This is a genomic window from Duganella zoogloeoides, assembly GCF_034479515.1.
Lineage (GTDB): Bacteria > Pseudomonadota > Gammaproteobacteria > Burkholderiales > Burkholderiaceae_D > Rugamonas > Rugamonas zoogloeoides.
This window is the reverse complement of record NZ_CP140152.1, coordinates 1088084-1114333: the sequence shown is the minus strand read 5'-3', so window position 1 is coordinate 1114333 and position 26250 is coordinate 1088084. Positions and strand designations below refer to the sequence as shown.

The window sequence follows — 26250 nt, the reverse complement described above, 5'->3', positions numbered from 1 at the left end:
CTCATGCGGGTGCTCCGTTATTCATGTTTGGTTTGTTGCCGAATTTGTCCACGTAAGCCGGGTTGTGCGGATCGAGTTCCGGCGGCACGTCGAGTACCTTCGGTTCGGTCGGCCGTGGCGCGCCGCCCTTGCTGTACATGCGCAGCTGGAATACGTAGGCCAGCACTTCGGCCACCGCTGCGTACAGCGTGGCAGGAATCTCGTCGCCAATCTCGGCATGCTTGTACAGCGCCCGCGCCAGGGCCGGCGCTTCGAGCATGATGACCTTGTTTTCGCGGGCGATTTCGCGGATCTTGGCGGCGGTTTCGTCGGTGCCCTTGGCGATCACTTTCGGTGCGCCGCGCATGCCATCGTTGTATTTCAGCGCCACCGCGTAGTGGGTAGGATTGGTGACCACCACGTCGGCGGTCGGCACATCGGCCATCATGCGGCGCTTGGCCATCTCGCGCTGCAACTGGCGGATCTTGCCCTTGATTTGCGGATTACCATCCGATTCTTTCGACTCCTGGATCACTTCCTGGCGCGTCATCTTGAGCTTGTCGGCGTAGTGCCACAGCTGGTACGGCGCGTCGATGGCTGCGATCAGGCCCAGCGCGCCGACGATGTACAAAAAGCTGCTGCCCAGCATATTGAGCATGTGGGTGGTGCCCAGGCGCAGCGGCTCCACTGCCAGGCCGATGACGGCGTCCTGCTGCTTCATCATTACCATCCACGCCACCACGCCCACCACGGTCGCCTTGGCGATGGCCTTGAACAGTTCCACCAGCGCGTTCTTGGAGAACATATTGCTGATGCCGTTGACGGGGTTGAGCTTGCTGAACTTGGGCACGAAGGCCTTGGCGCTGAACAGCCAGCCGCCGATCAGGATCGGCGAGATCACCGCCACGAACATCAGCGCCAGGCCTAGCGGCAGGCAGGCGATCAGCACGCGGCTGACGTCGAGCGCCACGCGGTGCAGCAGGACGTTGGAATTGAAGATTTGCTCCTGGTCCAGGGTCAGGCCAGAGACCAGCGCGGAATTGAGTTGGCGGATCAGGCTGTCGCCAAAGGTCCACAGGCCGACGCCGGCCGCCATCAACACGGTAAACGTGGCCACTTCGCGCGAACGCGGAATGTCGCCTTCCTCACGCGCCTGCTCGAGGCGCTTCGGTGACGCTGCTTCGGTCTTTTCTGCGTCGCTGCTGTCTGACATGGTGTGTCTGCCGCATGGTTTATTTCGATGTTGCCATTATCGAGTGCGGCAACATCGGACCATCGGTGGAATACGGCAGGTTTTCCGTGCCAGATCAGTGATTCCGTGCGGAAATTAAGAGCGCCTGACATAGCCTTCAGAGCAAGGCGCAGCGACGAAGACAGTACGAACGTACGGCGAGGAGCTGCAACACCGCTCTGGAGGTTTTGTCAGGCGCTGGCGGGTGCGAGCTTGGCCATGTGTTCGGGGGTCAGGAAGCACCATTCGCCCTCTTCGAGGCCCAGCTCTTCGAGGGTCAGGGTCCCAATGGCGGAACGGTGCAAGGCGCTGCAATGGTTGCCGGCGGCGGCCAGCATGCGTTTGACCTGGTGGTATTTGCCCTGCTCGAGCACGATTTCGAGCTGGTGCTCGCCGCGCTTGACGCAGGTTTGCGCTGCCAGCGGCGCCGGCTCGTCGTGCAGTTGCACGCCGCCCAGCAATTGCGCCACCAGATCATCGGTGACCGGGTCTTGCGTGGTGGCCTGGTAAATTTTTGGAACATGGCGCTTCGGCGACGATTGGGCATGGATAAACGGCCCATCGTCCGACATCAGCAGCATGCCGGTGGTGTCGTGATCGAGCCGTCCGACCGGCTGTACTTCGCGCCACGTGAATTGCTCGGGCAACAAGGTCAGCACGCCGGGATGGTGGCTGGGCTTGCGCGAACACTCGAAGTTGGCGGGCTTATACAGGGCGATGTACACGTGTTCGCGCACGACCCATTCTTCCTCGAACACGGTCAGCACCAGGCCGTCGGTTTCAAGCGTTTCTTTGTATTTGTCGTGTACGACACCGGCGATGCTTACTTCGCCATCTTCGATGAGGGCGCGGCAGTACTTGCGGGTGCCGAAACCCTGCGATTGCAGGATGCGGTCCAGGGATAATTTGCTCATGGCACGAATTTTACAGGATGGCTGTACGCTTGTGAGGGGGGCGCGCATTATTGATATACATCAAGTTCACCAATGTTTGCGGGGTTAGACTTCAAACCGCATTAGGAATTCGCCTAACGCATTAGGAAATACTCAGCAGGAAGTCGCCATGTCCACCACCTATATCCGCACCTTGCTGGCCCGCTCCCACGCCGCCACCCACCGCACCCAGCTCCTGATCAGCCGTTGCCGCTACGGTTGCCTGCCTGCGCCGGAAAGCCAGGCGCCAGCCACCGGCGCGCTGACCAGCAGCGCGCAAGCCGCGTGGTATGCGCGGCAGCAGCAACTGTTTCTGGACTGGCTGGACGGCGGTGGCATGACGCAGGAATCTGCGAGCACAATAGGAAACAGCGGCATTGCGCCGCTGTTTCCAGCACCCTGTACGGGTGCTGACGAGGAATCACAATTCTCTCAAGTCCGCATGCGAGATGCGGTAAGGTAGTTCATTCTTGGTGGATCAAGCTAAGCTTCAACTTCTGCTTCACTTTCTGCTGACAACGAGATAAACAGTTTATATCGACCTCCCTTGGAAAGAACTACACCACCACTATAGCCGAACTGGTAGCAGATGCAAGCAAGTCGGTATTGATAATGTTAATCGGTTTGCCTTGAGCGACAGCAAACCCGGTATCTCGCCGCTCAACGCAAGGTCGGTTTGACACTCTCCACCGCCGATTTGATGGCGCCCGCGCCCATGGCAGCGCCGAATTTCTTCAGCACCCGCTCCGGCAGTCCCTCGTGGGTGGTGTAGTCGATGATGTCCTCGGCCCGCACCACGTCGCGCGCCACGCTGTCCACGGTGCCGTAGGCGTCTGCCAGGCCCAAGTCGATCGAGCGGGCGCCGGTCCAGAATAATCCCGAGAACATCTCAGGGGTTTCCTTGAGACGTTTGCCACGACCGGCACGCACGACGTCGATGAATTGCTGGTGGATTTCATCGAGCATGGCCTGGGCATACTGGCGGTGCTTGTCGGTCAGCGGGCTGAACGGGTCCATGAATCCCTTGTTTTCACCGGCCGTCAGCAGTCGCCGTTCGACGCCCACTTTTTCCATGGCGCCAGAAAAGCCGAAACCGTCCATCAGCACCCCGATCGAACCGACGATGCTGGCCTTGTTGACATATATGCGGTCGGCGCCGGCGGCGATGTAATAGCAGCCCGAGGCGCAAATCTCGTCCACCACCACGTACAGCGGCTTCGACGGATAGCCGGTGCGCAGGCGCCGCATCTCGTCCACGATCATGCCGGCCTGGACCGGGCTGCCGCCCGGGCTATTGATGTGCAACACCACGGCCACCGAGCCGCTGTCGGAAAACGCCTTGTTCAGCGCCGGGATCACGATAGCTGCAGCCCCGCTGCCCTCGGATTCGATGGCGCCCTCGATCTCGATCAGCGCGGTATGGCGGCCCAGGGTTTCCTCGGAGCCGGTCCAGTTGACGTCCATGTAGGTGGCCAGCGCCACCACGATCACCAGCAAGGTGACGGATTTGAAGAAGATGCCCCAGCGGCGCGCCGATTTTTGCTCCTTGAGCGTGGCAAACACCAGCTTTTCCAGCACGGCGCGCTCCCAGTTGCCGGCAGCAGCCGACGCTGCGGGCGGCACAGGGGTGGCAGGTGGCGGATTGACGCCGCCGGCGTCGCTGTCGCCGGACTTGGGAATGTGGTGGTCGCTCATGGATTACTTAAGTTGGATAGTCAGGCCGCTGGCGGCCGCACGTAGTCGTCCGGTTGCCAGAAAATCTGCTGGTCGCGCTCGACGACGGCGATCGGCCGCAGGCGGCCGCCCCGGCAGGGCCCGCCCGCGCATACGCCGGTGTCGGGGGCATAGATGGCGCCGTGCGTGGCGCACATCAGGTACGCGCCGCCGGACTCGAAGAATTCGCCTTCCGCCCAATCGAGTTCGATCGGCATATGGGCGCAGCGGTTCAGGTAGGCATATGGCGCGCCATCGTAGCGCACGACGAAGCCGGTGCCGGCCGTGCCGTCGGCGTTCACGGCGAAACGTACGCCCTTGCCGCCATCTTCCACGTCAGCGGTGGCGCAGACCAGGATCTCGTCCATCACGCGTTCTCGCTCAGCCATTGGTGCAATTCGGCCACCGTCGCAGCCGAATACACCGGATTGCAGGCGGTCAGCTGTTCGACCGGGTGGGCGCCATATTGCACTGCCACCCCGGCCGCACCAGCATTGTTCGCCATGAGCAAATCGTGCGACGTATCGCCGATCATCACCGTACGCCGCATATCCTGGCCCAACTCCCTGGTCAGTTCCTGCAACATGGCCGGATGCGGCTTGGAAAACGTTTCGTCGGCGCACCGGGTGGCGTCGAACAGCGACAGCACCTTGACGTCGTTCATGGCGCGGTTCAGACCTACCCGGCTTTTGCCGGTGGCTACTGCCAGAAAGTAACCTTCCTGCGAAAGTTCCTGCAACATGTCGCGTACGCCGGGGAACAGCACCAGTTCGTGGTCGCGCGAGAGGAAGTGATAGCGGTAGCGCTCCACCATGCGCGGGTACCAGGTGGGGTCGATATCGGGCAACACGGCCTGCATCGCCTCGTGCAGGCCGAGGCCGATCACGTGGGCAGCCTTGTCGTCGCGCGGCACCGGCAGGCCGAGGTCGCGCGCCGCTGCCTGGATGCAACGGACAATGGTGGCCGTCGAGTCCATCAACGTGCCGTCCCAATCGAACACGATCAAATCAAATTGCTTTCTTGCCATGAATTCAGCCGCTGCACGCAGCGCGCCCCTAAATATTTGCGATTAGTTAATTGGTTTGCCCAAGCTTACCAAGAATCGCTCACATTCGGCGGCTAAAGGTGCGTTCAGCGTCATGATTTTTCCGGAGTCCGGATGGGTGAACGTAATTTGATGCGCATGCAGGAACATTCGCTTGAGCGCGCCGCGCTGCGCATCGGCTTTCAATAGCGCGCGGTTGAGGGCGAAATCGCCGTACTTGTCGTCGCCGAGGATCGGGAAACCGGACGCCGACAGGTGCACGCGGATCTGGTGCGTGCGGCCGGTTTTCAGTTCCGCCTCCAACAAGGCGAAGCCTGCGAACTTTTTCAGCAGCGAAAACACGGTATGCGACGGCATCCCGTCTGGATTGACCGCTACGCGGCGCTCGCCCTCGGCGGTGGAATACTTGTGCAGCGCCAGTTTGACGTGCTGCCGCGCATTTTTCCAGTCGCCCGCCACCATGGTGAGATAACGCTTGTCGGTGTCGCCATCGCGCATCTGCTCGTGCAGATTGGTCAGTGCCGACCGCTTTTTGGCCAGCAACAGCAAACCCGAGGTGTCGCGGTCGAGCCGGTGTACCAGTTCCAGGAACTTGGCGTCGGGGCGCGAGGCGCGCAATTGTTCGATCACGCCGAACGACACGCCGGAGCCGCCATGCACGGCCACGCCGGCCGGCTTGTCGATCACCAGGAGGTGGCTGTCTTCGAAAATCACCTTGAATTCGGCGGCTGGTACGTGGGTGGCGTCGGCTTTTTCCGCGATGCGGATTGGCGGAATGCGGACCATATCGCCTTCGACCAGGCGATACAACTGGTCGATACGCCCCTTGTTGACGCGCACCTCGCCCGAACGCAGGATGCGATAGACGTGACTCTTCGGTACACCTTTGCAAATTCGCAACAGGTAATTATCGATCCTTTGTCCAGCGTCTTCTTCGGAAATAGTGACGAACTGCGCCTGCAGCGGGACTTGCGACGAGGGTACTGCGCCGGTGGTCGCGGAATGTGACGGGGGGACAACATCATTTTGCATCTTCATTTAAGCTGTCTTCCCAGAAATCTCTCTAAGTCCTTCATTTTGAATATATAATCATTTCGCTGCGGCATACACTGCGGCTGGTGTAAGAAGAAAAGCATATTTTACACAGGGGCGTCCTACCTGGCCTCGCCTAATTGCAAATTCAGGGGGAAATACGTATACGCACCACCCTTGCCGATATCAAGGTTGCACCGTTGTTGTAATCGGTTAGTGGCAGGGAGGCAGGATCAGAATGATAGTATTGTAAGGATAAAGTGCGGCCAGCCGGTCAAGAGTCGGCTGGCCGATTGATGAAGTTGATAACGCTTGCCGTTTCCGCCGGACCCCATGCTTTGCTGCAAGCTCAACGGATGGCTGTCACCAGCCCTGTAACATTTCAGCCCGGCACACTGTCGTCGCTGCGATATTGATTACTTGTAGTATGTAAGCTTGAGGATTTGGCTCTCAACGTTGCTGCTCACCGCCTGTATTTCTCTGCCGTCCTTATGGGCCGCATGGAGGTGTACAGGTGATGCGAGCCCGCGGCCTGACGTTCAGCCTCTCAGCGCCCAGTTGCGTCCGCAGCGCCGGTTACCTCCCGCGCTGCTGCTCCGCACAGAATGGGCAATACCCCCCGCAATCGTTCTGACTCTTCGCGTATACCCCAAAACCTTCGTCGCCGGCTTCCACGAGCCGACGGCATAGAGCTGGCCTACGGGTCGCGGAGTTAAAAAAATGAAACGCATGTTGTTTAATGCTACGCAGCAAGAAGAGCTGCGCGTAGCGATTGTCGATGGTCAGAAACTGATCGATATCGATATCGAAACCGCCGGACGCGAACAGCGCAAGTCCAACATCTACAAAGGCGTGATCACCCGCATCGAACCATCGCTCGAAGCTTGCTTCGTCAGCTACGGCGAAGATCGCCACGGTTTCCTCCCATTCAAAGAAGTAGCGCGAACTTATTTCAAGGAAGGCGTCGATGTTCGCAACGCGTCCGTCAAGGAAGCATTGCGCGAAGGCCAGGAAATCATGGTCCAGGTCGAAAAGGAAGAGCGCGGCAATAAAGGCGCCGCCCTGACCTCTTTCGTGTCGCTGGCCGGTCGCTACCTGGTCCTGATGCCGAACAACCCGCGCGGTGGTGGTGTTTCGCGTCGCGTCGAAGGTGAAGAGCGCCAGGAACTGCGCGAGACCATGGACAAGCTCGACCTGCCAGCAGGCATGTCGGTCATCGCCCGCACCGCCGGCATCGGCCGCAACGTCGATGAACTGCAATGGGACTTGAACTACCTGATGCAACTGTGGCGCGCGATCGAAGGCGCTGGCAAGTCGGCTTCCGGCGCCTTCCTGATCTACCAGGAGTCGTCGCTGGTGATCCGTGCCATCCGCGATTACTTCCAGCCCGATATCGGCGAGATCCTGATCGATACCGACGAGATTTACGAGCAGGCACACCAGTTCATGAGCCACGTGATGCCCGACATGGTGCACCGTGTAAAGCGTTACAGCGACGACGTGCCGCTGTTCTCGCGCTTCCAGATCGAACACCAGATCGAAACCGCCTACAGCCGCACCGTGCCGCTGCCATCGGGCGGCGCCATCGTCATCGACCACACCGAAGCCCTGGTGTCCGTTGACGTCAACTCGGCCCGCGCCACCCGCGGTTCCGACATCGAAACCACCGCCTTCAACACCAACTGCGAAGCGGCCGAAGAAGTGGCCCGCCAGCTGCGCCTGCGCGACCTGGGCGGCCTGATCGTGATCGACTTCATCGACATGGAAGTGGCCAAGAACCAGCGCGAGGTCGAACAACGCCTCAAGGATGCGCTGCACCACGACCGTGCCCGTGTCCAGATGGGCAAGATTTCGCGCTTCGGCCTGATGGAACTGTCGCGCCAGCGCCTGCGTCCGTCGCTGTCGGAAGGTTCGCACGTGACCTGCCCGCGCTGCTCCGGCACCGGCCACATCCGTGATACCGAATCGTCGGCCCTGCAAGTCCTGCGCATCATCCAGGAAGAGGCGATGAAGGAAAACTCGGCCACCATCCACGTGCAAGTGCCCGTCGATGTGGCAGCGTTCCTGCTCAACGAAAAACGCGGCGAAGTGCTGAAAATCGAGAACCGTCACCGCATTTCCGTGATTCTGATCCCGAACAAGCACCTCGACACGCCGCACTACAAGCTTGAGCGCATCAAGCATGACGATCCGCGCCTGGAGGACAGCCAGGCCAGCTACAACCTGGCCGAGCAAGCGGAAACCGACATGGCCTACAGCAAGCGCCAGAAGGAAGAAGCCAAGCCACGCCAGGAAGCCATGGTCAAGACCATCACCCCTGACCAGCCAGCACCGCTGGTCGAGCGCAAGCCGGCCGAAACCGTCATCACGCCAGCCCCGGCCCCGGTGCCGGCGCCAGCGCCGAAAGGTTTCTTTGCCAAGCTGTTCAGCTTCCTGAGCCCGGAACCGGCGAAACCGGTCCTGCCGCAGCAGCCGACCATCGTGGTCAAGGCGCCGTCGCCGGACCGTAATGCCGACCGCAACGCCACCCGTGGCCCCCGCGGCCGTACCCGCACCGGCAAGAATGGCCGTCCGGAACGCGAAGAGCGCGAACCAGGCGCCGCCCGTCCGGTATCGGACGAGACCAAGGCCGCCGACGCCGGCCGCCCGGCCCGTCCACCGCGTCCACCACGCGAACCGCGTGAAGGCCGTGAGCCACGCGAAGGCCGCGACAATGCACCAGCAGACGGCCAGCCGCCACGCGAACGCACTGAACGCGCCGAGCGTCCTGAACGCGCGGAACGTCCCGAGCGCGGCGAGCGTCCGGAACGTGGTGAGCGTCCGCCACGCGAACCGCGTCCACCACGTGAACCACGTGCCGACAAGGCGCCGGTGGAAGCCAAGGTTGATGAGCTGGCACTGGGCGCAGGAGCACCGGTTGCCGCAGCGTCGGTTGCCGCCTCGGGCACCTTCGCAGCAGGCGTGTTGGCCCCTGCGACGGGTCCTGAAGCCGAAGCCACCAGCATCCTGAAAACCGCACCGAATGCCGGTCCGGAAGGCGAAGCGCAAGACCTGGCAGGCGAAGGCGATGAGCCGCGTCGTCGCCGTCGTCGTGGCGGCCGCAACCGTAACCGCCGTGATCGTGATGGCGAAGGCCAGGACAACGAGGCAGGCGAAGGCAGTGAGGGCGCCGATGGCGAGCAAGGCTACGCCGAGCACGATGGTGCGCAAGTCGCAGCCGTTGCAGCACCGGCAGCAGCCGCAGCCGCCGCAGTTGAGGCTGCTCCTGCCGCCGAACAAGCGCCGGCACCAGTTGCCGAGCCTGTCGTGGCAGCAGCCACGCCGGCAGCGGACGTCGCCCCGGCCGCGCCAGTTGTTGCCAAGGCGCCAGCCCCGGCAACAGTGGAAGTCGCCAGTGAAACAGCACCAGCAGTAGCAGAGCCGGCCGCTCCGGTGGCCGCAGCAGCGCCAGTGGTATCGGTAGCAGCACCGACCGCAGCGCAAGCGCCAGCAGCACCGGTGGCAACTGCCACTGAAGCACCACTGGCACCTGCTGCGCCTGCTGAGCAGGTTGCACCAGCAGCGCCGGCCGTGGCAGAAGCCGCGCCAGCGCCGGTGGCAGCAGCCGAGGTGGAAGCGCCAGTTGCGCCCGTTGCGCCAGCAGCGGTGGCCGCAGCGCCTGTAGCCGAAGCCGCTGTGGTAGCAGCCCCTGTAGCAGCACCGGCGGTTGCCGAAGCAGCGCCAGCACCAGTTGCAGAGGCGCCAGTCCCTGCACCAGTGGCGGCTTCTGCTCCAGTAGCGACTGCTGCTCCTGCTGCGGTGGAGGCTCCGGCCCCTGCTCCAGTGGCAACTCCGGCACCAGCACCAGTCGCAGCACCTGCCCCAACCGCAGCGCCTGCACCTGTGGCAGCAGCGACCCCGGCCGACCTGCAAGCCGTGCTCGGCTCCGCCGGCCTGACCCTGGCGGCCACCGATCCGGAAAAACTGCGCGCCGCGCAGGAAGCTGCCGCCAAGGTGGTAGCGCCGGTCCGCGTGCCACGCGAGCGCAAGCCGCTGCCGCCGCAGAACGACGAGCCGATGGTGCAGATCGACACGCGCCGCTGATCGTTGCGGTGAGCTGATCAAAGGGAAGCCTCGCGCTTCCCTTTTTTTATGCACTGTCGCAGCCGGCAAAAGCTCATCGGGCACGGTTGCCCTGGCCGGGTGTATGGCTACGAGCAACGCCCGCTCGTGGTATCGTAAGCACATGGCGCAGTCAGTACAGCGCGGAACTACCTTTCAATCCCAGCAAGTTTAGAGTTCAGACCACGAGTCATGTCAGAGAAAGTCATCATGATGACCGCGCAGCGCGCCAGCGCGCCGGCCATCCCCTTCCCGCTCGAAGCGCCCACCGGATTGCTTGCCGACCGCCTGGCGCGGCCGCTGCACGACCTGCGCATCTCGGTCACCGACCGCTGCAATTTCCGCTGCGTGTACTGCATGCCCAAGGCGGTGTTCAACAACGATTACCAGTACCTGCCGCATACCGCGCTGCTGTCGTTCGAGGAAATTACCCGTATCGCCCGCATCTTCATTGCCCACGGCGTCGAAAAAATCCGCCTGACCGGCGGCGAACCGCTGCTGCGCAAGAATCTCGAACGCCTGATTGGCATGCTGGCCGAACTGAAAACCGTCAGCGGCAAGCCGCTCGACCTCACGCTCACCACCAATGCCTCTCTGCTGGCGCGCAAGGCGCAGTCGCTCAGGGACGCCGGGCTGCAACGGGTCACCGTCTCGCTCGATGCGCTCGACAACGCCACCTTCCAACGCATGAACGATGTCGATTTCACGGTGGACGACGTCTTGAAAGGGATCGACGTGGCGCACCAGGTGGGCCTGGGGCCGATCAAGATCAATATGGTGGTCAAGGGTGGCATGAACGACCAGGAAATCCTGCCGATGGCGCGCTACTTCAAGGACACACCGTACATCCTGCGCTTTATCGAATACATGGACGTGGGCGCCTCCAACGGCTGGAAAATGGATGAAGTGATTCCATCGTCGGAGGTGGTACGCCGCATCGGCGCCGAACTGCCCCTGGCGCCGGTGGCCGCCAACTACAGCGGCGAGACCGCCGCGCGCTGGCGGTATGCGGACGGCAGCGGCGAGATCGGCCTCATTTCCAGCGTCACCCAGGCGTTTTGCAGCGACTGCTCGCGCGCGCGCCTGTCCACCGAGGGCAAGGTATATACGTGCCTGTTCGCCAGCGGCGGCTACGACCTGCGCGCGCTGTTGCGCGCGGGCCGCAACGACGCCGAGATCAGCACCGCGCTCGCGCACCTGTGGCGCGCCCGTGGCGACCGCTATTCCGAGCTGCGCACCAATGATACCGACGGCCTGGCGCGCGGCGCCAGGGTCGAGATGTCCTATATCGGAGGCTGACATGGCACCTGCGAACGCCATCACCGGATGGATACTGGCCGGCGGCCGCGGCACGCGCATGGGCCGCGTGGACAAGGGACTGCAACCGCTGGGCGACACCACCATGGCCGGCCACGTGCTGGCGCGCCTCCGGCCACAGGTGGGCGCCATCGCCATCAACGCCAACCGCAACCTGACGCAGTACCAGGCGCTTGCCGGCCCCGATGTCGCCGTTGTCGCCGATCACATCGGCGGCTTCGAAGGCCCGCTGGCCGGTCTGCAAACCGCCCTGCTGTATTGTTCGGCCCACTGCACCGCGCAAGGCGACACCGCGCTCGTGCTCACCGCGCCATGCGACTCGCCTTTCCTGCCGCCGGACCTGGCCGCACGCCTGCATGCCGCGCTCGTGGCGAACGACGCCGACGTGGCGCTGGCAGTGACCATGGAAACCGATCCGGAAAATGCCAACGCAGCCCCCTACCGCCAGCGCCATCCCGTGTTCAGCCTGATCAGGGCCAACCTGCTGCCGCAACTGGAAGCCTGGCTGGCCACCGGCGCGCGGCGCATGGAAGGCTGGTATCACACCCTGAGCGTGGCCGAAGTGCTGTTCGACGATGCCGCCGCCTTCCGCAATATCAACACGCTCGAAGAACTGCAACGCCATGCGCCCGAGGCCACTGCGGCTACCTCCGCACCGATGGCAACCGGGCCCAAGTCCGCGACTGGAACCGGGACCGGAGCCGGGAGCGGATCCGAAGCCGAAGCTGGAGCCGGGGTAGGCGCTGTGACTGCGACTGGGGCTGGTGCCGGGACTGGGGCCGGGGCTGCGGCCGGGAATGGTGACGACAACAATCCACTGCCGGTGGACCAGGCGCTGCGCCTGATCGCCGCCCGCGTGGCGCCGGTGGCGGAGACCGAAACCGTGGGGCTGTGCGCCGCGCTCGACCGCGTGCTGGCAACCGACATCATCTCGCCGATCAACGTGCCCGCCTACGACAACTCGGCCATGGACGGCTACGCGCTGCGCGGCGCCGATTTGCCGAATGTGGAGTCGGGGGCACATCCGGATGCCGGCGCGGTAACGCTGACGGTTGCCGGCATCGCCTACGCCGGCCGCGCCTTCGCCGGCAAGGTTGAACAAGGCCAGTGCGTGCGCATCATGACCGGAGCGGCGATGCCGGCCGGCTGCGACAGCGTGCTGCCGCAGGAGCTTGCCGCCGCCATCGGCAGCGACAGCGACAGCGTCACCATCGCCGCCGGCGTGATCGCGCCTGGCGCCAACCGCCGCTTTGCCGGCGAAGACCTGGCGCTGGGCGGCGTGGCGCTGGCCGCCGGCAAAGTGCTGCGTCCTGCCGACCTGGGGCTGGTGGCCTCGCTCGGCATCGCCGAGGTGACGGTGCGGCGCCGCCTGCGGGTGGCGTTCTTCTCCACCGGCGACGAACTGCGCGCGCTGGGCCAGCCGCTCGACGACGGCTGCGTCTATGACAGCAACCGCTACACGCTGTTCGGCATGCTGGCGCGGCTCGGGTGCGAGGTGATCGATCTGGGTATCGTGCGCGACGACCCGGTGGCGCTGGAGGCCGCGCTGCGCACGGCCTGCCGCGATGCCGACGCCATCATCACCTCGGGCGGCGTCTCCGAGGGCGCGGCCGACTACACGCGCGACATCATGGCGCTGCTGGGCGACGTGGCGTTCTGGAAGCTGGCCATGCGCCCCGGCCGCCCGCTTGCCTTCGGCAAGGTCAGCGATGGCGACGCCAGCGCGTGGCTGTTCGGCCTGCCCGGCAACCCGGTGGCGGTGATGGTGTCGTTTTATCTGTTCGCGCGGCCGGCATTGCTGCGCATGATGGGCGCCACGGCAGTGGCGGCGCGCCCGCTGCTGCTGCGCGCGCGGGCCGCAACGGCAATGCGCAAGCGCCCGGGCCGCACCGAGTACCAGCGCGGCATCGTCGCCCCCGGACCGGACGGTGCACCGCAAGTGCGGCTCACCGGCGCCCAGGGTTCGGGCATCCTCAGCTCGATGACGGCCGCCAACTGCATCGTGGTGCTGGCACACGGCCAGGGCAATGTCGCTGCTGGCGATATGGTCGATATTTTGCCGTTCGATGGCCTGATCTGATCTGATCGTTCGCCGGCATGGCGTCATGCCGCATCGGCAGGCCGTCGCCGCAGTGAACCGCCGTACCGGCGCACTGTCGCACCGGGCGCAAAGCCGGCTTTCAACTGTCGCCGTCGGCCTGGTCGATCTCCGGCCCCAGTAACAGCTGCGCCGCCTCGCTCGGCAGCGCCTCCACCGACTTGAGCTTGCGCGCCATCTGGCGGCTGCGGGTTTCGGCCGATTCGATATTCTTGGCGGCGCGCTCCAGCGTCAGCTTGGTGGCGGCCAGCACGTCGCCGAACTTGGCGAATTCCGTCTTCACCGCGCCCAGCACCTGCCACACTTCCGACGAGCGCTTTTCCAGCGCCAGCGTGCGGAAGCCCATTTGCAGGCTGTTGAGCAGCGCACTCAAGGTCGATGGCCCGGCAATGCTGATGCGGTGCAGCCGCTGCAGCTCGTCAGCCAGGCCCGGGCGCCGCATCACTTCCGCGTACAGCCCTTCGGTGGGCAGGAACAGGATCGCAAAGTCGGTCGTGTGCGGCGGCGACACGTATTTTTCAGAAATGGTCCTGGCCTCGCCGCGCACCGCCCGTTCCAGTTCGCGCCCGGCCTGCGCCACGCCATCGGCGTCGGCGCGGTCGGCCGCTTCCAGCAGGCGCTCGTACTGCTCCTTGGGGAACTTGGCGTCGATCGGCATCCACACCGGAGATCCGCCCTCCACCTGGCCCGGCAGCTTGAGCGCAAACTCCACCCGCGCGCCGCTGCCGGCAATGGTCTCGACGTTCTTGGCGTACTGCTCCGGGGTGAGCACCTGTTCGAGCAGCATTTCCAGCTGCACCTCGCCCCAGGTGCCGCGCGTCTTGACGTTGGTGAGCACGCGTTTGAGGTCGCCCACGCCCAGCGCCAGCTGCTGCATTTCGCCCAGGCCCTGGTGCACGCGCTCGAGGCGTTCGGACACCTGCTGGAACGACGCCGACAGGCGCGATTCGAGCGTGGCGTGCAGCTTCTCGTCCACGGTCTTGCGCATCTCTTCCAGGCGCGCGCCATTATCGGCTTGCAGGTCCTTGATCTTCGCTTCCAGCGTGGCGCGCACCTCGCCCATGCGGGCGGCGTTCGATTCGGTCAGGCGGGCGAGGGTCTGGTTCATGCTGTCGGCGAACAGCTTGAGGTTGCGGGTCTGCTCGTCGCGCGCGACCAGTCCTTGCGTTTCGAGCTGGCGCCGCATGCCGTCGAACTGCTGCACCGTGGCCGCGTGACTCGACTGCGCCGTGGTTTGCAGTTGCACCCGCACCTCGCGCTCCACGCGTTCGATACGTTCGGCCAGGTTGGACAGGGATGCCAGCGTTGCGCCATCGAGACCGGCACTGCCGCGCGGGCGCAAGAGCACGAGGACCAGCAGCACGATCGCTGCGAGCACCAGCGCCAGCAACACATAGAAGTGGGTATCGGTCATGGAATCTTAATCGGGCTTGTTGCGCATCCAGTCGGCGGTCTGGAAGAAGGAGTTCATCAGCCGCACGCGCAGTTCGGTATCGATGCCCACGTCTTCCATCGCCCACGCCATGCAGCGCAGCCACTGGTCGCGCTCCTGGGTGCCGATGGCGAACGGCATGTGGCGCATGCGCAGGCGCGGATGGCCATGCGCTTGCTGGTACAGGTCGGGGCCGCCCATCCAGCCGCTCAGGAACATGAACAGGCGGGCGTTGGCGTTTTCAAGCGACGGACCGTGCACGGAGCGCAGCAGCTGGAACTCGGGCTCGAGTTCCATCAGGTCATAAAAACGGTCAACCATCGCGCGCACGCGCGCCTCGCCGCCGATCACTTCATAGAGGGTTTTCGATTCTTCGGTCATAGCCGCCATGATAGCGTACCGCGCTTCCCCTCGTGCGCCTTCACACCAGCGCCAGCTTGTGCAGGCGCCGCGTGGACGTCCAGCCCTCGACATCGGCCAGGCTGCGGATATCGTCGCAGGCTTCGACGATGCGCCGCAGCTGGCTGCGATCAAGGCCGCTGTTAAGGGTCAGGCGCACCAGCGAGCGGTTCTTCGGCGTGGCCGGTGCACAGAACATGGCGCCCACCACGCCGCGCGCCTCGAGCAGCTTGCGCAGCGCCAGCGTTTTCGGCTCCGGACCCGCTTCCAGGGCGATGATCTGCTCGGTGCCGTCGCTGACGTTGTAGCCGAGCGCACCGAGTTCCTCGCGCAGCGCGCAGGCCTTGATGTGCAAGGCCACGCGCCGCTCGTCGGCTGCCGCGACAAAGTCGATGGCGGCATCGAACCACGCCAGCTCGTGCCGCAGCAGGCAGGAACTGAAGATGGCCGGTCGCGACTCGGACAGGAAGTAGCCCTTGAATTTGCTGGAGCACGTGATAACGCCGGCGCGTCCGGCAAACGCCTTGGCCAGCGACGCCGTGCGGAAATGCACGCGGTCCTGCAAGCCCAGCGCGGCCACCAGCCCGGCGCCGCGCGGGCCGTGGGTGCCCAGCGAATGCGACTCATCGACGATCAGCACGCAGCCGGTCGCCCAGGCCAGATCGACCAGTGCCGGCAACGGCGCCACGCTGCCGTTGGTGCTGTAGAGCGCATCGACCGCGATCACACCGTGTCCGTGGCGCGCCACCTGCCGCTGCAAATGCTCGAGGTCGTTGTGGCGGAACGAGATCGGCACGGCGCCCGCCGACTGCACGCCCTCCCACAGCGAGGCGTGGGCCTGCATGTCGAGGTACACCGGCAGGCCGGGCTCAGCCAGCGTTTGTACTAGCCCGACGTTGGCAGCCCAGCCCGACTGCGCCAGGATGGCATCCTCGGCGCCCATGAAGCGCGCGAACTTCTGTTCGAGCCGGTGCTGCTCACTGCCCTCTTGCAGGTACACCGCCGACATCAGCTGCTCGCCTTCACTACCTTGCAAGGCGTTGACCTGGGCCCGCACCAGCGCCGGCTCGCCGGCCAGGCACAGGTAATCGTTACCGGCCAAAAATACCGAGCCCGCCTGAAGCGGTTGCCAGGCATGCGGGTGCTCGCCGCCGAGCAACTGTTCAATCCGCGTCACGTGGTGCGCATCCATGCGCCGGCGCACGTAATCCGGCATCAGGTGTTCGGCAGCAAGCAGCGAAGTGTGAAACAAGGTATTTTGGCAAATATTAACGTTGGTCATGATATTTTCCTATTTTGAAATGGTTGTGTTTTTTTATGAAACTATTTCGCACCTTGATGCATAAAAATCCCAAACCAGTTGATCAAAATCAACGACCTATTTGATATGCCAGAGTGCGTTGCAAATCCGGGCGATGATAAGTCTCACAGACAAGTAAATCCTTGCCATGAAGCAACCACTGCAAGAATCCTTCAAGCGTTGGAAGACGAGCGTGCTGCAGTCGCTGCTCCAATACCATGGCCGCGAAGACCATGCCACCGTGCGCATATTGCTGCTGGCCTGCATCGGCACGGTCGCCATGCCGCTGTACTACGTGATCTGGCAGCATTTTTTCCCGCAGGAATACGAGAGCCTGCCGCTGCGGCTGGTTGGCATCGTGCTGTGCGCGATCGGCCTGTTTGCGCGCCAGTTCAGCCGCCGCATGATGGACCTGTACCTGCTGGTCACGCTCAGCTACATCTTTCCGTTCTTCTTCACCTTTATGTTCCTGATGAATCATGCGTCCGGCGTGTGGAGCGAGTCGCTGCTGATCGGCCTGATCGTGCTGTTCCATTTCGACACCAGCGTGGCCGTCAAGGCTTACCTGATCGGCACGGCGGTGGCGGTGACAGCGGTGGCCATGGTGGGAGACACCGACGTCCTCGGCAGCCGGTTGGTATTGCAGCAATTGCCGATCCACTGGTTCACGATTGCCGTGCTCGCTGCTGCCAAGATCAGCCGCGAGGTACTGGCGCAGGAAAAACTGGCCGGACTGGGCGCCGGACTGGCCACCGTGGCGCACGAACTGCGCACGCCGCTCACCAGCGTGGACGCCAATGTGCGCGGCCTGCTGCGCATGTGCTCGGAAGGTGCGGGGCCGCTGCCGGCCGACCGCGTGGGCACCGTCGACGCGCTGGCGCGGATCCAGTTCGAGGTGCGCCATATGAACCACATGATCGACCTGTTCCTGCTCAGCGCCACGGCGGTACGGCGCAGCCTGCGGCCGATCGAGACGGTATCGATGGAAGCAGTGGTGGCGGCGGTGCTCAAGCGCTACCCGTTCGTCAACGCCGGCCAGCAAAAGCTGGTGGCGCTGGAGGTGCGCCGCAATTTCAGTTTCGCCGGCCAGTCCGAGCTGTCGGTGGTGATCCTGCTGAACCTGCTGAGGAATGCGCTGAAAGCCATCCAGCGCGCCGGCAAGGGCCGGGTGCGGATCGTGGTCGATGGCGGCCATGCGCCGCCGCGCCTGCTGTTCATCGACACCGGCTGCGGCATTCCGGCGCAGCAGATGCCGCTGATCTTCCACCGCTTTTATTCATTCCCGCCGCACAACGGCGCCGGCATCGGCCTGGCGCTGTGCCAGGAAATCATGGATGCCTGGAGCGCCACCATCGAATGCGTGTCGCGCGAAAGCGCCTACGCCATTTTCATCCTCGAATTCCCCCAGCAGGCCTCACTGGCAAAATAATCATGTCACTCCCTCTCTACACCCACCCCACCCTGACCGTGCTGGTCGATGACAGCGACTCCTTCCTGCGCAGCCTGTCGTTCCAGCTCGACCCCATCCACGCCAGCAAGACTTTTCACGACACCACCACGGCGCTGCACTGGTTGCGCCACGGCGAGCAAGGCCGGCGCGGCACGCCGCCGCTCACGCCGCTGCACATGAATTTCGATACCCAGAACCAGCCGGGCGACCAGTTCAACGTGGCGCTCGACGTCGATGCAATTTACCGCATCGCCGGCCAGCCGCAGCGCTTTGCCACGCCGTCGGTGCTGGTGGTCGATTACTCGATGCCGCAAATGAATGGGCTGGAATTTTGCGAGCTGGTGAGCGACCTGCCGTGCAAGAAGATTTTATTTACCGGTGCCGCCGACGAGAAAATCGCGGTGAGCGCCTTCAACCGCGGCCTGATCGACCGCTACATCCAGAAAAGCGACGACCATGCGCTCGACATCCTGGAACTGGAAATCACCACGCTGCAACGGCGCTATTTCGCCGACCAGTCGGAAACCTTGCGCGAGCTGGTGCTGCTGCACAATTACCACTTCCTCGACGACCCGGTGCTGGCCTTGCAGGTGCAGCGGCTCAAGCAGGACCTGGGCTTCATCGAGCACTACCTGTTCGCCAATCCCACCGGCATCGTGTTCCTGGATAAATTTGGCCGCACCCGGCTGATGATGATCGAAACCGAGCAAGGCATGGCGGCGCAATACGAGATGGCGTGCGACAGCGACGCGCCGCAATCGCTGCTCGACGCCCTGGGTGCGCGGCGCGTGCTGCCGTTCTTTTCGGATGTGGATGGCGACGGCATGTATGCGCGCCACATGGGCGACAACTGGCACCGCTATTGCGCCACGCCCCAAGTATGCCGGGGCCGCGAAACCTATTACTGGGCGCTGTTCGACCTGCCGCCGCATTATTACGCGCAGCCGCCGCTGGCCTATACCGAGTTCCTGCGCCAGGAGCGCGAACTGGCCAACGCGGCGGCCAGCGTCACATCAACGCGGCGCGGCCGGCAGCGTGATCGTGAAACAACTCCCTGACGCCACGCCAGCGCTGGCGGCAGCCACGGTACCGCCATGCAGTTCCACCAGCGCCCGTACCAGCGACAGGCCCAGTCCCAGGCCGTCGCTCTTGCGCTCGGTGGACTTGTGGACCTGGCTGTAGATGTCGAAGATGGTCGCCAGGCGCTCGGCCGGGATGCCCATGCCATTGTCGGTGATGCGCACGGTGATGATGTCGCCGGCGCGGCGCAGCGCCAGCGTGATGACGCCACCCTCGGGCGTGTAGCGCACCGCGTTGCCCAGTACATTGCCCACCGCCTGTACCAGCCGCGTGTGGTCGCCCATTACCAGGCAAGCAGCGGCATCGATATCGACCGTCAGGCGATGCTGCTTGGCCTGCACCGCCGACTGCAACTGCTCCACGGTGTCGTACACCACGGCGCGCATGTCGAGCCGGACCAGGCTCAGGCGGATTTCGCCACGGCGGATGCGCGTCGTATCGAGCAAGTCCTCGGCCACCCGGCTCATGTGGCCCAGTTGGCGCTGCACCATTTGCGCCAGTTCGGCGGTGCGGACGTGGTCGAAGGCCTTGAGTTTCAGCAATTCGGTGGCGTTGTGCGCAGCCGAGATGGGGTTGCGCAACTCGTGCGCCACGGTGGCCAGGAAGGCGTCCTTGCGCAGGTCAGCGTCGTGCAGCGCCTGGCGCGCCATGAACAGCTCGGTCATGTCGCGCGACACCACCATCACTTCGCGCACCTGGCCGTCGGCGCCGAACACCGGGTTGGCCACCACGTCCCACCAGCGCGGCGTACCCTGGGCGGTGGGACAGAAGGCGTTGAACTTGCTGACCTTGCCGTTTTTGGCGCTTTCGAAAGCGTTTTGTGCCAGCATGCGGCCGTCTTCTGGCCAGAATTCCCACCAGGTCTTGCCAAGTATCTGTTCCGGTGCACTCAACTCAAGCGCCACCACGCCGCCCGGATTAAGCTGACCCAATCTTCCTTGCAGGTCGAGAATTTTAATGCAATCGACAGAACTGCTGAACAGGTCACGATTGAGCTCGCCGTCAGATCCGGTGTAGGTCGCGCAGATGGAATCAAACATGGGGTGGACAGTCGCTTCTCAGGGCTAAAGAAAGGAAGCGGGGGCGGGGCATCCTGTTGGTGGGCCGATTCTACAATACTTCCCAGCGCCGGCGCGCAAGGCAGGAGGCGCCTGCCCCCTGCCCAGTCAATGCGCCTGCGTCAGCCTTCGCGCAAGGTTTGCAGCGGCGGCTGGCGCAGCACGCTGCGCAAACCGAGCCAGCCGCCGGCAATCGCGCACACGGCGCCAGCGAGCAAGCCCACCATCCACACCGACGGCGAGAAGGCCCAGGCAAACTTGAACTGGTACGTGGCCAGCGCCCAGCCCATCACGGCGGCGCCGGTGGCGGCCAGCACCCCGGCCAGCGCCCCCACCAGCGTGAATTCGATCAGTTGCGCCTGCGACAACTGGCGCCGGGTGGCGCCCAGCGCGCGCAGCAGGCCCGATTCGCGGGTACGCTCGTCCTGCGAACCCATCAGCGCGGCGTACAGCACCAGCAAGCCGGAGGCCAGCGTGAAGATGAACAGGAATTCGATCGCGGTGACCACCTGGTCGAGCACGGCCTGCACCTGGCGCAGCAAGCCGCCGACATCGACGATCGTCAGGTTCGGGAAGTCGCGCGTGAGGGCGTTCATCACCGGTCCCTGCTGGCCCGGCAGGTGGAACGCCGTGATCCAGCTTTGCGACACTTCGGTGAGCGCCGCCGGGTTGATGATGACGAAGAAATTGACCCGCATCGAGCCCCATTCGAGCTTGCGCAAGCTGGTAATCGTCACCTCGACCGGCGAACCGGCGATATTGAAGTTGAGCTTGTCGCCCACCTTCCAGCGCAGGGTCTTGGCAATGCCCTCCTCCACCGACGCTTCGGCGACGCCGGGAGCGTCGGTAAACCACTTGCCGGCCACGATCTCGTTCTCGGCCTGCATGGTGGCCATGGTGGAGAGGTTGAATTCGCGGTCGGCCAGGCCGCGCGCGCGGTCCTCGGTGTACGTCTCGGCCGTGACCGGCTGGCCGTTGACGGCGGCCAGCCGGCCACGGATCATCGGATACTGCGGCGCATAGGCCACGCCAGCAGACTTCAGGCGCGCGGCGATCTGGTCTTTTTGCTCGGGCTGGATGTTGATGATGAAGCGGTTGGGCGCATCGGGCGGCGTAGCATTGCGCCAGGCCGTCATCAGGTCTTCGCGCACCACGGTGAGCACCAGCAGCGCCATCATGCCCAGCGCCAGCGACACCACCTGCACGATGGTCGCGCCCGGGCGGCGTTGCAGCGAGGTGATGGCGAAGCGCCAGCTTTGATGGTCGATGGCGCCGCGCAGCGGCTTGAGCGCTTTCAGGCCCAGCCACGCCACCAGCGCGAACACGCCGAAGGCGGCCACAAAACCGAGCGCCGTGTACAGCGCCAGCATGGCGTCGCCCGCCTGCCACAACAGCAGCGATGCAAACCCGGCGAAACCGAGGCCGTAGGTGGCCAACGCCGCCACCTGCGGTGCGTCCTGCTCGCGGCGGATCACGCGGTTGTGCGGCACCTTGCGCAGTTGCAAAATCGGCGGCAGCGCAAACGCGGCCAGCAGCAGGATGCCGGTGGCCAGGCCTTGCAGAGCCGGCCAGATGGTGGGACCAGGCAAGTTGGCGGCCACCAGCTTGCCCAGCACTTCCAGCAGCACGTAGTGGGCGCCGAAGCCGACCGCCACACCCATGGCGCTACCGGCCAGGCCGACCAGCAGGAATTCGTACAGATACATCGCGGTGACCTGGTTTTGCGTCAGGCCCAGGCAGCGCAGCATGGCGCAGGCATCGAGGTGGCGCTGCATGAAGCGGCGCGCGGCCATGGCCACGGCCACCGCCGCCAGCATGGCCGACAGCAAGCCGACCAGCGACAGGAAACGGTCCGCGCGGTCAAGCGTGTTGCGCATTTCGGGGCGGCCATTTTCCAGCGACTCGACCCGCACGCCCTTGAGATTGGCCTGTTTGATGGTGTCCTGCATCCATTGCTGGAACGCAGCCGCTTCGGCTGCGGTATTTTTCGACGATGGCGGCGCCGCTACCAGCAGGCGGTACGTCACGCGCGAGCCGGGCTGGATCAGGTTGGTCGCTTCGAGGTCGGCCAGCGCCAGCATCACGCGCGGCGCGAACGCCAGGAAGTTGGCGCCGCGATCGGGTTCGGACGCGATCAGTTGCGCGACCGTGAATGTCTTGTCGCCGAGCTTGACCTGGCCGCCCACGCTGGTGCCCAGGCTGCCCAGGAGGCCGGCATCGAGCCAGACCGTGCCCGGCGCGGGGATGCCGTCGGCGCCCGCGCCTTCGCTTTGCTCGGCCTGGGCGGCATCGGTGGTGAGCTTGAGCCGGCCGCGCAGCGGGTAGCCGGGGCCGACCGCCTTGAGCGAGGCCAGCATCGATTGCGACTGCTCGCCCTCGCCTGCCGTGGCCATGCTGGGGAAAACCACGGTGTCGGTCACCACCAGCCCGCGCCGGAGCGCTTCGGCCCGCCACTCGGGGCGTACCGGCAAGTCGGTGCTGACCACCACGTCGGCGCCCAGCAACTGGTGGGCATCACGGTCCAGGCCGCTACGCAGGCGATCGATAAAGAAGCCGGTAGCGGACAGGGCCGCGACGGCCACCGTCAGGGCGATCAGCAGGAAGCGCAATTGGCCGGCGCGCCAGTCGCGCGCGGTCATGCTCAGGGCGAGTTTGATCATGTTGTTTTAAAAAGGGAGAGAGGCGAAATAGGCGTCGACTTCGGCCAGCAACTGCTGTTTTTGCGCGTCGGGCAGGAACGCCGCTTCAAAGCCGTTGCGCGCCAGGCGCTGCGCGTGCGACAGGCCCAGCGGCAACGCTTCGAAGGTGGCAATGAAATTGTCGTTCATGTAGCCGCCGAAATAGGCCGGGTCGTCCGAGTTGATGGTGACCTTGACGCCAGCGTCGAGCAGTTCGAGCAGGTTGTGCTGGGCCATGGCCGGGAATACGCACAGCTTGACGTTCGACAGCGGGCACACGGTCAGCGCCATCTGCTCGCGCGCCAGGCGCGCGACCAGCGCCGGGTCTTCCAGGCAGCGCACGCCATGGTCGATGCGCTCGACCTGGAGCACGTCGAGCGCGGTTTCGATATAGGTCGGCGGACCTTCTTCGCCGGCATGGGCCACCAGGTGGAAACCGAGTTCCTTGCAGCGCGCAAACACGCGGGCGAATTTTTCCGGCGGATTGCCGCGCTCGGACGAGTCGAGCCCGATGCCGATGTACTTGTCGCGGTACGGCAGCGCTTCTTCCAGCGTGGCGAACGCCTCTTCTTCCGACAGGTGGCGCAGGAAGCTCAAGATCAGCGTGGCGCTGACCGGGCTGTCCTGGCAGGCGCGGTGAATGCCGTCGATGACGTCCTTGACCGGCACGCCGCGCGCGGTGTGGGTTTGCGGATCGAAAAAGATTTCGGTATGGCGTACATTGTCCGCCTCGGCGCGCTGGAGGTAGGCGGCGGTCATGTCGTAAAAATCTTGCTCGTGCAGCAGCACGCTGGCGCCGGCGTAATAGATGTCGAGGAACGATTGCAGGTCGGTAAACGCGTACGCGGCGCGCAGGTCTTCGACCGAGGCGTATGGCAGCGCGACGTTGTTGCGCGCGGCCAGCGCGAAGATCAGTTCGGGCTCGAGCGAGCCTTCGATATGGATGTGCAGTTCGGCCTTGGGCATGCCTTCGAGCACGCCGCGCAATTGGGTATTCAACATGATGAGTTCCTGTTACAGATGACGAGATTGATGCGTATGACTGGGCATCTTAGCGCACGCTGCGCGCAAGCGTGATACTGTGGCATAAATGGCGGTAAAAATTGCGGAAAAGTCCATGCGAAACGTGTAGTTATATCGAATTTTATTCTTTTAAATCAAAGCTTTACGAAAGAGTATTAACGATATTACGACATATCTTTTGACTTCCTGCACCAATAGAGCAATAATAAATTTCATAGACGTAAGAAGCCTTACGGCCAACACATAAAAGCCGTCCACCGGCGATAAAGTCAGCTCAGAGCCACGGGCAATCCGTGCTACTCCGAGGACGCTCACAGAAGCTGATCAACAAGAAAAATACTCAGCAAGTACGCACCGATCCAGGGCCACGGCAGCCTTGCTGTCTGACCCGTGACTAGTAGGTTTACATCATCAAAGGACATTCAAATGACCATTTTTGACAACTACGCTGCACGGTATGAACGGACCAAAGAGGAAGAGATGTCCATGAAGGAATATCTCGACCTGTGCAAGAAAGATCGACTCACCTACGCCAGCGCGCCCGAACGCATGCTCGCTGCCATCGGTGAACCGACCCTGGTCGATACCCGCAACGACACCCGGCTCTCGCGCATCTTCGCCAACAAGGTCATCAAGATTTACCCGGCCTTCCGTGAATTCTATGGCACCGAGGAAGTGATCGAACAAGTGGTCTCCTACTTCCGCCACGCGGCCCAGGGCCTCGAGGAGCGCAAGCAGATCCTGTATCTGCTGGGTCCGGTTGGCGGCGGTAAATCGTCGATCGCGGAAAAGCTCAAGTCGCTGATGGAGCACGTGCCGTTCTATTGCCTGAAAGGTTCGCCGGTCAACGAATCGCCGCTGGGCCTGTTCAACGAGGACGAAGACGGCACCCTGCTCGAAGAAGACTACGGCATTCCGCGCCGCTACCTGCGCAACATCCCGAGCCCGTGGGCGGTCAAGCGCCTGCACGAGTTCAACGGTGACATCAACCAGTTCCGCGTGGTCAAGCGCTACCCGTCCGTACTGAAACAGATCGCCATCTCCAAGACCGAGCCGGGCGATGAAAACAACCAGGATATTTCGTCGCTGGTCGGCAAGGTCGATATCCGCAAGCTCGAGGATTACTCGCAGGACGATCCCGATGCCTACAGCTACTCGGGCGGCCTGTGCCTGGCCAACCAGGGCTTGATGGAATTCGTCGAGATGTTCAAGGCGCCGATCAAGGTGCTCCACCCGTTGTTGACGGCCACGCAGGAAGGCAACTACAAGGGTACCGAGGGCTTTGGCGCGATTCCGTTCGACGGCATTATCCTGGCCCACTCGAACGAGTCGGAATGGAAAACCTTCCGCAACAACCGCAACAACGAGGCCTTCCTCGACCGGATTTACATCGTCAAGGTGCCGTACTGCCTGCGCATTACCGACGAAATCAAGATTTATGACAAGCTGCTGGCCAACTCGTCGCTGGCTGCCGCGCCATGCGCGCCCGGCACCTTGCGCATGATGTCGCAGTTCGCCATCCTGTCACGCCTGAAAGACCCGGAAAACTCCAGTATCTACAGCAAGATGCTGGTGTACGACGGCGAAAACCTCAAGGACACCGATCCCAAGGCCAAGTCCATGCACGAGTACGTCGATTACGCAGGCGTGGACGAAGGCATGAACGGGCTGTCCACGCGGTTTGCCTTCAAGATCCTGTCCAAGGTCTTTAACTTTGACAACACCGAAGTGGCGGCCAACCCGGTCCACCTGCTGTATGTGCTGGAGCAACAGGTGGAACGCGAGCAGTTCCCGCCGGAGACCGAGCAAAAATATCTGTCATATATCAAGGAACACCTGGCGCAGCGCTATGTCGAATTTATCGGCAAAGAGATACAGACTGCGTACCTGGAGAGCTATTCCGAGTACGGCCAGAACATTTTCGACCGCTACGTGACGTTTGCCGACTTCTGGATCCAGGACCAGGAATTCCGCGATCCCGATACCGGTGAGAGTTTCGACCGCGAAGCGCTGAACAATGAGCTGGAAAAGATCGAAAAGCCGGCCGGCATCTCGAACCCGAAAGACTTCCGCAACGAGATTGTCAACTTCGGGCTGCGTGCGCGCGCTAATAATGGAGGCAAGAACCCGGCATGGACCAGCTACGAGAAATTCCGTACCGTGATCGAGAAGAAAATGTTCTCGAACACGGAGGAACTGCTGCCGGTGATCTCGTTCAATGCCAAGGCCAGCGCCGAGGACGCCAACAAGCACGCGGACTTCGTCGCGCGCATGGTGGAAAAAGGGTATACGGCCAAGCAGGTTCGCCTGCTGTGCGAATGGTACTTGCGGGTACGTAAGTCGTCGTAACACGGCGGAGCCCACACACACAAGGGGGTATCT

19 protein-coding genes are annotated in these 26250 nt (G+C 63.3%); 7 read left to right on the top strand and 12 right to left on the bottom strand.

The genetic code is table 11. The features are described from left to right. Window position 1: 1 nt before the first annotated feature. A complete protein-coding gene (gene flhB, locus SR858_RS04870; RefSeq protein ID WP_019922859.1) occupies window positions 2-1192 on the bottom strand; it encodes a flagellar biosynthesis protein FlhB in 1191 nt (396 codons plus the stop codon). A gap of 209 nt (window positions 1193-1401) precedes the next feature. Beyond that, window positions 1402-2124 (bottom strand): pseudouridine synthase, encoded by a 723-nt coding sequence (locus tag SR858_RS04865; RefSeq protein WP_019922860.1) that lies wholly within the window; start codon window positions 2122-2124, stop codon window positions 1402-1404. 148 nt (window positions 2125-2272) lie between these two features. On the opposite strand from SR858_RS04865, the gene SR858_RS04860 reads away from it, so the two are divergent. Further along, window positions 2273-2605 carry a hypothetical protein gene (locus tag SR858_RS04860; protein ID WP_019922861.1) on the top strand — a complete coding sequence of 111 codons (333 nt, stop codon included), beginning with the start codon at window positions 2273-2275 and terminating at the stop codon, window positions 2603-2605. A 197-nt stretch (window positions 2606-2802) separates the two neighbouring features. On the opposite strand, the gene SR858_RS04855 is transcribed toward SR858_RS04860, so the two are convergent. The 4 genes from SR858_RS04855 to SR858_RS04840 are packed head-to-tail and all read right to left on the bottom strand — an operon-like array spanning window position 2803 to window position 5938. Further along, window positions 2803-3837: a S49 family peptidase gene (locus SR858_RS04855; RefSeq protein WP_019922862.1), complete on the bottom strand. Its 1035-nt coding sequence runs from the start codon at window positions 3835-3837 to the stop codon at window positions 2803-2805. Window positions 3838-3857: 20 nt separating this feature from the next. Next, a complete protein-coding gene (locus tag SR858_RS04850; protein ID WP_322534478.1) occupies window positions 3858-4244 on the bottom strand; it encodes a Rieske (2Fe-2S) protein in 387 nt (128 codons plus the stop codon). Beyond that, window positions 4223-4882, bottom strand: a complete 660-nt coding sequence (locus SR858_RS04845; protein ID WP_026637464.1) for an HAD-IIIA family hydrolase — start codon at window positions 4880-4882, stop codon at window positions 4223-4225. Before SR858_RS04845 ends, SR858_RS04850 begins: the two co-directional genes overlap by 22 nt. Window positions 4883-4924: 42 nt before the next feature. Further along, the gene (locus tag SR858_RS04840; protein WP_019922865.1) at window positions 4925-5938 is read right to left on the bottom strand and encodes an RluA family pseudouridine synthase; all 1014 of its coding nucleotides are present in this window, start codon (window positions 5936-5938) and stop codon (window positions 4925-4927) included. Window positions 5939-6652: 714 nt separating this feature from the next. Here SR858_RS04840 and SR858_RS04835 point away from each other — a divergent pair. The 3 genes from SR858_RS04835 (at window position 6653) to moeA (ending at window position 13430) form a co-directional block, all read left to right on the top strand. Then, complete coding sequence (locus SR858_RS04835; RefSeq protein ID WP_026637465.1) at window positions 6653-10015, top strand: Rne/Rng family ribonuclease; 3363 nt, start codon at window positions 6653-6655, stop codon at window positions 10013-10015. Window positions 10016-10225: 210 nt separating this feature from the next. Next, window positions 10226-11332, top strand: a complete 1107-nt coding sequence (moaA, locus tag SR858_RS04830) for a GTP 3',8-cyclase MoaA (protein WP_019922867.1) — start codon at window positions 10226-10228, stop codon at window positions 11330-11332. Between the two features lies 1 nt (window position 11333). Further along, entirely contained in the window at window positions 11334-13430 is a 2097-nt protein-coding gene (moeA, locus tag SR858_RS04825; protein ID WP_019922868.1) for a molybdopterin molybdotransferase MoeA, read from the top strand. Window positions 13431-13530: 100 nt separating this feature from the next. Here the strand turns inward: moeA and SR858_RS04820 are convergent, their stop codons facing one another. From SR858_RS04820 to cqsA, 3 genes are read right to left on the bottom strand one after another with little or no spacing between them, the layout of a single operon-like run. Next, complete coding sequence (locus SR858_RS04820) at window positions 13531-14862, bottom strand: DNA recombination protein RmuC (protein WP_019922869.1); 1332 nt, start codon at window positions 14860-14862, stop codon at window positions 13531-13533. Between the two features lie 6 nt (window positions 14863-14868). Further along, window positions 14869-15270, bottom strand: a complete 402-nt coding sequence (locus tag SR858_RS04815) for a group II truncated hemoglobin (protein WP_154819970.1) — start codon at window positions 15268-15270, stop codon at window positions 14869-14871. A gap of 31 nt (window positions 15271-15301) precedes the next feature. Further along, complete coding sequence (gene cqsA / locus SR858_RS04810) at window positions 15302-16561, bottom strand: alpha-hydroxyketone-type quorum-sensing autoinducer synthase (RefSeq protein WP_019922871.1); 1260 nt, start codon at window positions 16559-16561, stop codon at window positions 15302-15304. Window positions 16562-16727: 166 nt separating this feature from the next. Between cqsA and SR858_RS04805 the strand changes: the two genes are divergently transcribed. Both SR858_RS04805 and SR858_RS04800 read left to right on the top strand, forming a co-directional pair. After that, complete coding sequence (locus SR858_RS04805) at window positions 16728-18008, top strand: sensor histidine kinase (RefSeq protein WP_019922872.1); 1281 nt, start codon at window positions 16728-16730, stop codon at window positions 18006-18008. Between the two features lie 2 nt (window positions 18009-18010). Beyond that, window positions 18011-19087, top strand: a complete 1077-nt coding sequence (locus SR858_RS04800) for a response regulator (protein WP_019922873.1) — start codon at window positions 18011-18013, stop codon at window positions 19085-19087. Here the strand turns inward: SR858_RS04800 and SR858_RS04795 are convergent. From SR858_RS04795 to SR858_RS04785, 3 genes are all read right to left on the bottom strand, one after another. Then, window positions 19043-20149, bottom strand: coding sequence for a sensor histidine kinase (locus tag SR858_RS04795; RefSeq protein WP_084670030.1), 1107 nt, complete (start codon window positions 20147-20149; stop codon window positions 19043-19045). The genes SR858_RS04800 and SR858_RS04795 overlap by 45 nt on opposite strands. A gap of 140 nt (window positions 20150-20289) precedes the next feature. Further along, complete coding sequence (locus SR858_RS04790) at window positions 20290-22827, bottom strand: ABC transporter permease (RefSeq protein ID WP_019922875.1); 2538 nt, start codon at window positions 22825-22827, stop codon at window positions 20290-20292. 6 nt (window positions 22828-22833) lie between these two features. Beyond that, window positions 22834-23847: an adenosine deaminase gene (locus tag SR858_RS04785; RefSeq protein ID WP_019922876.1), complete on the bottom strand. Its 1014-nt coding sequence runs from the start codon at window positions 23845-23847 to the stop codon at window positions 22834-22836. Between the two features lie 447 nt (window positions 23848-24294). On the opposite strand from SR858_RS04785, the gene SR858_RS04780 reads away from it, so the two are divergent. Next, complete coding sequence (locus tag SR858_RS04780) at window positions 24295-26217, top strand: PrkA family serine protein kinase (protein WP_019922877.1); 1923 nt, start codon at window positions 24295-24297, stop codon at window positions 26215-26217. Window positions 26218-26250: the final 33 nt, after the last annotated feature.